The sequence below is a fragment of the Streptomyces sp. NPDC090442 genome, from assembly GCF_044769405.1.
In the GTDB taxonomy this organism is placed as follows: domain Bacteria; phylum Actinomycetota; class Actinomycetes; order Streptomycetales; family Streptomycetaceae; genus Streptomyces.
In genome coordinates, this window is record NZ_JBIVXW010000086.1 from 1 (window position 1) to 3,864 (window position 3,864).

6 protein-coding genes and 1 pseudogene are annotated in these 3,864 nt (G+C 68.6%); 4 read left to right on the plus strand and 3 right to left on the minus strand.

Annotated elements, in window-relative coordinates; genetic code table 11:
- Together ACIQU6_RS38170 and ACIQU6_RS38175 are read left to right on the plus strand one after the other, a co-directional pair.
- Positions 1-207 (plus strand): transcriptional regulator (locus tag ACIQU6_RS38170; protein WP_403486336.1); only part of this gene is annotated, 207 nt, incomplete at its 5' end.
- 34 nt (positions 208-241) lie between these two features.
- A complete protein-coding gene (locus ACIQU6_RS38175) occupies positions 242-628 on the plus strand; it encodes a serine hydrolase (protein WP_403486337.1) in 387 nt (128 codons plus the stop codon).
- A gap of 288 nt (positions 629-916) precedes the next feature.
- Here the strand turns inward: ACIQU6_RS38175 and ACIQU6_RS38180 are convergent, their stop codons facing one another.
- Positions 917-1,282 carry a peptidase inhibitor family I36 protein gene (locus ACIQU6_RS38180; protein ID WP_403486338.1) on the minus strand — a complete coding sequence of 122 codons (366 nt, stop codon included), beginning with the start codon at positions 1,280-1,282 and terminating at the stop codon, positions 917-919.
- Between the two features lie 294 nt (positions 1,283-1,576).
- A complete protein-coding gene (locus ACIQU6_RS38185; protein ID WP_403486339.1) occupies positions 1,577-2,527 on the minus strand; it encodes a cytochrome D1 domain-containing protein in 951 nt (316 codons plus the stop codon).
- A 396-nt stretch (positions 2,528-2,923) separates the two neighbouring features.
- Between ACIQU6_RS38185 and ACIQU6_RS38190 the strand changes: the two genes are divergently transcribed.
- Complete coding sequence (locus ACIQU6_RS38190; RefSeq protein ID WP_403486369.1) at positions 2,924-3,058, plus strand: hypothetical protein; 135 nt, start codon at positions 2,924-2,926, stop codon at positions 3,056-3,058.
- Between the two features lie 71 nt (positions 3,059-3,129).
- Here ACIQU6_RS38190 and ACIQU6_RS38195 read toward each other — a convergent pair.
- Positions 3,130-3,490, minus strand: a pseudogene (locus ACIQU6_RS38195) (transposase); the annotation flags it as partial.
- 154 nt (positions 3,491-3,644) lie between these two features.
- Between ACIQU6_RS38195 and ACIQU6_RS38200 the strand changes: the two are divergent.
- Positions 3,645-3,864, plus strand: a 220-nt coding sequence (locus ACIQU6_RS38200) for a hypothetical protein (protein ID WP_403486340.1), incomplete at its 3' end; no start/stop codon positions are given.

Here is a 3,864-nt window from a genome sequence, read left to right on the forward strand (position 1 = left end):
CTCGGCAACGCCGATCTCATCGAGATCCGTAAGGGCTACGTCGGCAAGCGACCCCGCACCTGGGTACGGGCCACCGTCACCGGCCGAGAACGGCTACGCGCACACCTGGCCGCGCTCCAGCAGATCGCAGACCTCGCCGAGAAGGCCGCCGCGGCCCACCCCGACACCGATACAGACACCAACCCACAGCAGACTCACACCAACTGAATCCGCCCGGAGAAGACCCCGCAGCTGTCGCAACATGGACAACTACGACCCCGAGCTGAACCGGAACCGCCCGCACGACCCTCGCGACACCACCACGCCCCGTGCGATCGCCGCCGACTACCGCGAGTTGACCGTCGGCGACGCGCTGGCCGCGGACCGGCGCGCGCTGTTCGAAGACTGGCTCCGGCGCAACACCACCGGAGCCGGCCGCATCCGGGCGGGGCTGCCCCGGTCGTGGACCGTCGCCAACAAGACCGGCACCGGCGACTACGGCAGGGCCAACGACATCGCCGTCGTCCGACCGCCCCACACCGCCCCGCTCGTGCTGGCCCTCATGTCTCACCGCGTCGGCTACTCCACCCCACCCAGCGACGCCCTGCTCGCCGCGGCCACGCGACACGTCGTGAACACCCTTGCTTGATTGCTCGGCGGGCTTCTCGTACCTGGTCCACGCAGGTGCGGGAGCCCGTCAACGTGGGTGCACCTGGGGGGTGTTGGCGATATCCCCCAGGCACCACGCGCTTCTGTAACCGTGGTTTGTCAATCGAGGCACGTCTGGCTGAGTCTTCGCCGAAGTGGCCTGTGCAGAGGGTGTTGTAGCGCACGGAGTTCTCGGCTCCGTCGTACCCGGCGCGGCCGAGCCGGCATCGTGCGCGACCGACCGTACATCCGCTCACCGCTCAGTAGGAGCGCCGGTGCGATAGCGGTGTCAGCGCCAGCTGGAGAGGGAGACCGACCGCGCTGAGCCGCCTGGCTCCAACGTGCCGACATGGACCGAGCAACGCGGCCCGGCGTAAAATGACACGGCCTCGTGCGCGTTGTTGCGCACCGATCGCGCGGGGTGGAACGGCGTGTCCCCGCAGTCGTGTTGACGGTTCTGCACGGCCTTCATCTCCCCCTCGAAATCGGGTTTCGACCAGAAGCAGACGGAACCTTCCGGGCAGCTGGCTTCGGCGCTGGCCAGAGCGGTTGACGCGGTGCCGGTCGTTGCGTGTGAAGGGACGGCAGTGGTGACCACGAGGGCGACCGCAGCGGCCAGCGGGCCGAGTGCCGCGGAGAGTTGCTGGATGCGCATGGGATTCCCCGATCTCCCGTGACGGTCAGAGCGTGACGTGAACCAGGTCGCTACCGGGGCGTTCACCAGGAAGCGTGGCCGGCTCTGACTCATGCTGCGCATCGCCCCCCGGAATCCGCCGTACAGACCGGATTCATGGGACCATTGTGTGGCAGCGCACAGGGCCGGGGCACGACGTTCGAGTGACTGTCACACTTACGGGCATCGTTGTACGAGTGCGTGCGGGGGTGAGCCGAGAAAGGTCCCCCTCACCCGGTGGCAAGCACGGTGCGACACATGGGGAGATCGTCGGGTTCAGCGCGGTGTGATGGCGATGCCTTCGGGCTCGTGTCCGGTCGGCACAGTGGCGCGGAGCTGCCGGGTGTAGGGGTCGATGATCGACACGGTGTCGGATCGCTCGTTGGTCACCCACACCCGCCGGCCGTCCGGAGTGACGGCGACACCCTGAGGCTGCGCGCCGACGTGGACGCTACCGACGATGCGGCGCGCGGCGATGTCGATGATCAGCAGGCAGTCCCGGGCCGAGTCGGCGACGAAGAGGAACCGGCCGTTGGGGCTGACCGCGTTCCCCAGTGGGGCCTTGCCGGCAGGCAGGCGGGCCACGACGGCGTCGCGGCGGGTGTCGATGACCGAGACCGTGCCGGAACCGGTGTTGGAGACGTACACCAGGCGGCCGGAGGGCGGCGAGCTGATGCCACTGGGGAAGTCCCCCACCTGGATCCGACGGACCGGGCGCGATTGCTGGTCGAGCACTGTTACCGCGCCACCGCCGTTGTCGGTCACGGATGCGCGTCCGTCCGGGATGGTGGTGATGCTGTGCGGCAGCGGCCCCACCCGCACGGTGGCGATCACATGGCATCCCCGGGCGTCGATGACCGAGACCGTATCCGAGCCGAAGTTCGCCACCAGCACCCTGCGGCCGTCCCTGGTCGGCATCGCGGCAAAGGGCCGGCGCCCCACGCGTACGGTTGCCCTGACCAGCCTGGCGCCGGTGTGGATGACGGAGACGGTGTTGGACTGACCGTTGGCGACGTAGACCGATTCGCCGTCCGGAGCCGCCCCCACGCCGATCGGGCCGTGACCCACCTGGACGGCACCGAACTTCCGTTCCATTTGGGTGTCATAAGCCGAGACGGTCTCGGTACCGCTGTTGGCCACGTAGGCGCTGATGCGGATGGGGTATTCGGCCGCGCGCCGGGCCACGGTGCGCGGCGGCGCGCCAGCCGTGACCAGTGCACTGGTCACCACCAAAGCGGCGGCCGTACTCCAGCACAGCCGCTGTCCGCGGCGGGATAGCAGCGTGCTCGCGGGGACCCGGGGCGGTGTCTTGCCGAGGCCCTCGCTGGCCGGCGGACGACGGTGCATGACTCTCCAGAGGCAGTAGTAATAAGTGCGTCCACGACAGCAGGCATCACACAGTCCCGCAGGCCCACTGGGCCGGTCGGCCCCGTCCGAAGGCACGAGGGGTGAAGCAGGGCGAGACCTTAATCACCTGTCGGCCGCCCGCCCAACCGACCCGGGAGGCAAGTGGCCACACGGCACAGCGGGGAACGAGCGTGGATGAGATACCGAATTACACGACCGTGGCAGAGCGCGATCGGGACTTGCCGTTCGTTGCATCTCCGTAGGGCGTCGGATCGGATGGCTCGTGAGGTGTCGACGACGGTCGAATCCGGCCGCTGGATCACCTTCCAGAACTGCTTGGAGCTGCTGGGTCTGGTCGTGGGTGAACCGGTCAGGATGGCGGGTGAGGCAACCGGCCACATCCCGCACTGAGGGAACCCTGTGACGTGGGGTGGGTGGGAATCTCTCGCGGAGCTTATTGACCCGACCCTCAAAGGGTTCTGCTTGAGGGTGCAGCGGACGTGACCGGCCGCCGAAGTAGCCGTGGATGATGTGCGGTTGGCGTTGACGGTGAGGGAAGAACCTACGGGTTCCGGCGGCGAGTTGGGTACGGCCGCGGGCCCGGCTGTGCATGGGCAGACTCCGCTTGGGGTCGGCGTTGACCAGCTCATCGGGGGTCAGCTCGGGCGAGTGCGACGACAGGACGTGCAGCTCGATCCGGTCGGGGTGATCGGCGAGCCAGGCGCGGACCTTGCGGGAGCGGTGGGCTCCGTGTCCGTCCAGGACGAGGTGCAGCTTGTGGTCGAAGTGGCCCGCGAGGCGGTCGCGGAAGCGGCACCGGACGTCGGCGTCGAAGGTCTCGGTCAGCTGTCCACTGCGTTCCTCGGCCTCGGACCAGGGGCACGAGTGGAGCAACCTTGCCGGCCGGTGGAGTGGGAAATTGGTGCGCCTGCGTGAAATCCGGCGCGCCGAGGTACTCATCCCGCGTCCGATTTCTTGCCGATCAGGAGAAGACGCGATGCGTACGTACATAGGCCGCTCGGTTGCCACCATAGGGCTCGCCGCAGCGATGGTCGCCTCGCTTGCCGGCCCGGCCGGGGGCGTCCCACAAGGTCGGACCGTGGGAGCGAGTGGCGACCACAGTCGCGGCCAGCCGCGTGACGGGTGTGACGGGTGCCGCGGCAACGGCGATCCCTCGGACACGGACGGCATCGACCCGCGGCACGTCGGCGGGGACG

What these genes read in the sequence shown, in the direction of transcription:
- ACIQU6_RS38175 (WP_403486337.1), top strand. Translation starts at nt 242, where the DNA reads ATGGACAACTACGACCCCGAGCTGAACCGGAACCGCCCGCACGACCCT.
- ACIQU6_RS38180 (WP_403486338.1), bottom strand. Translation starts at nt 1,282, where the DNA reads ATGCGCATCCAGCAACTCTCCGCGGCACTCGGCCCGCTGGCCGCTGCG.
- ACIQU6_RS38190 (WP_403486369.1), top strand. Translation starts at nt 2,924, where the DNA reads ATGGCTCGTGAGGTGTCGACGACGGTCGAATCCGGCCGCTGGATCACC.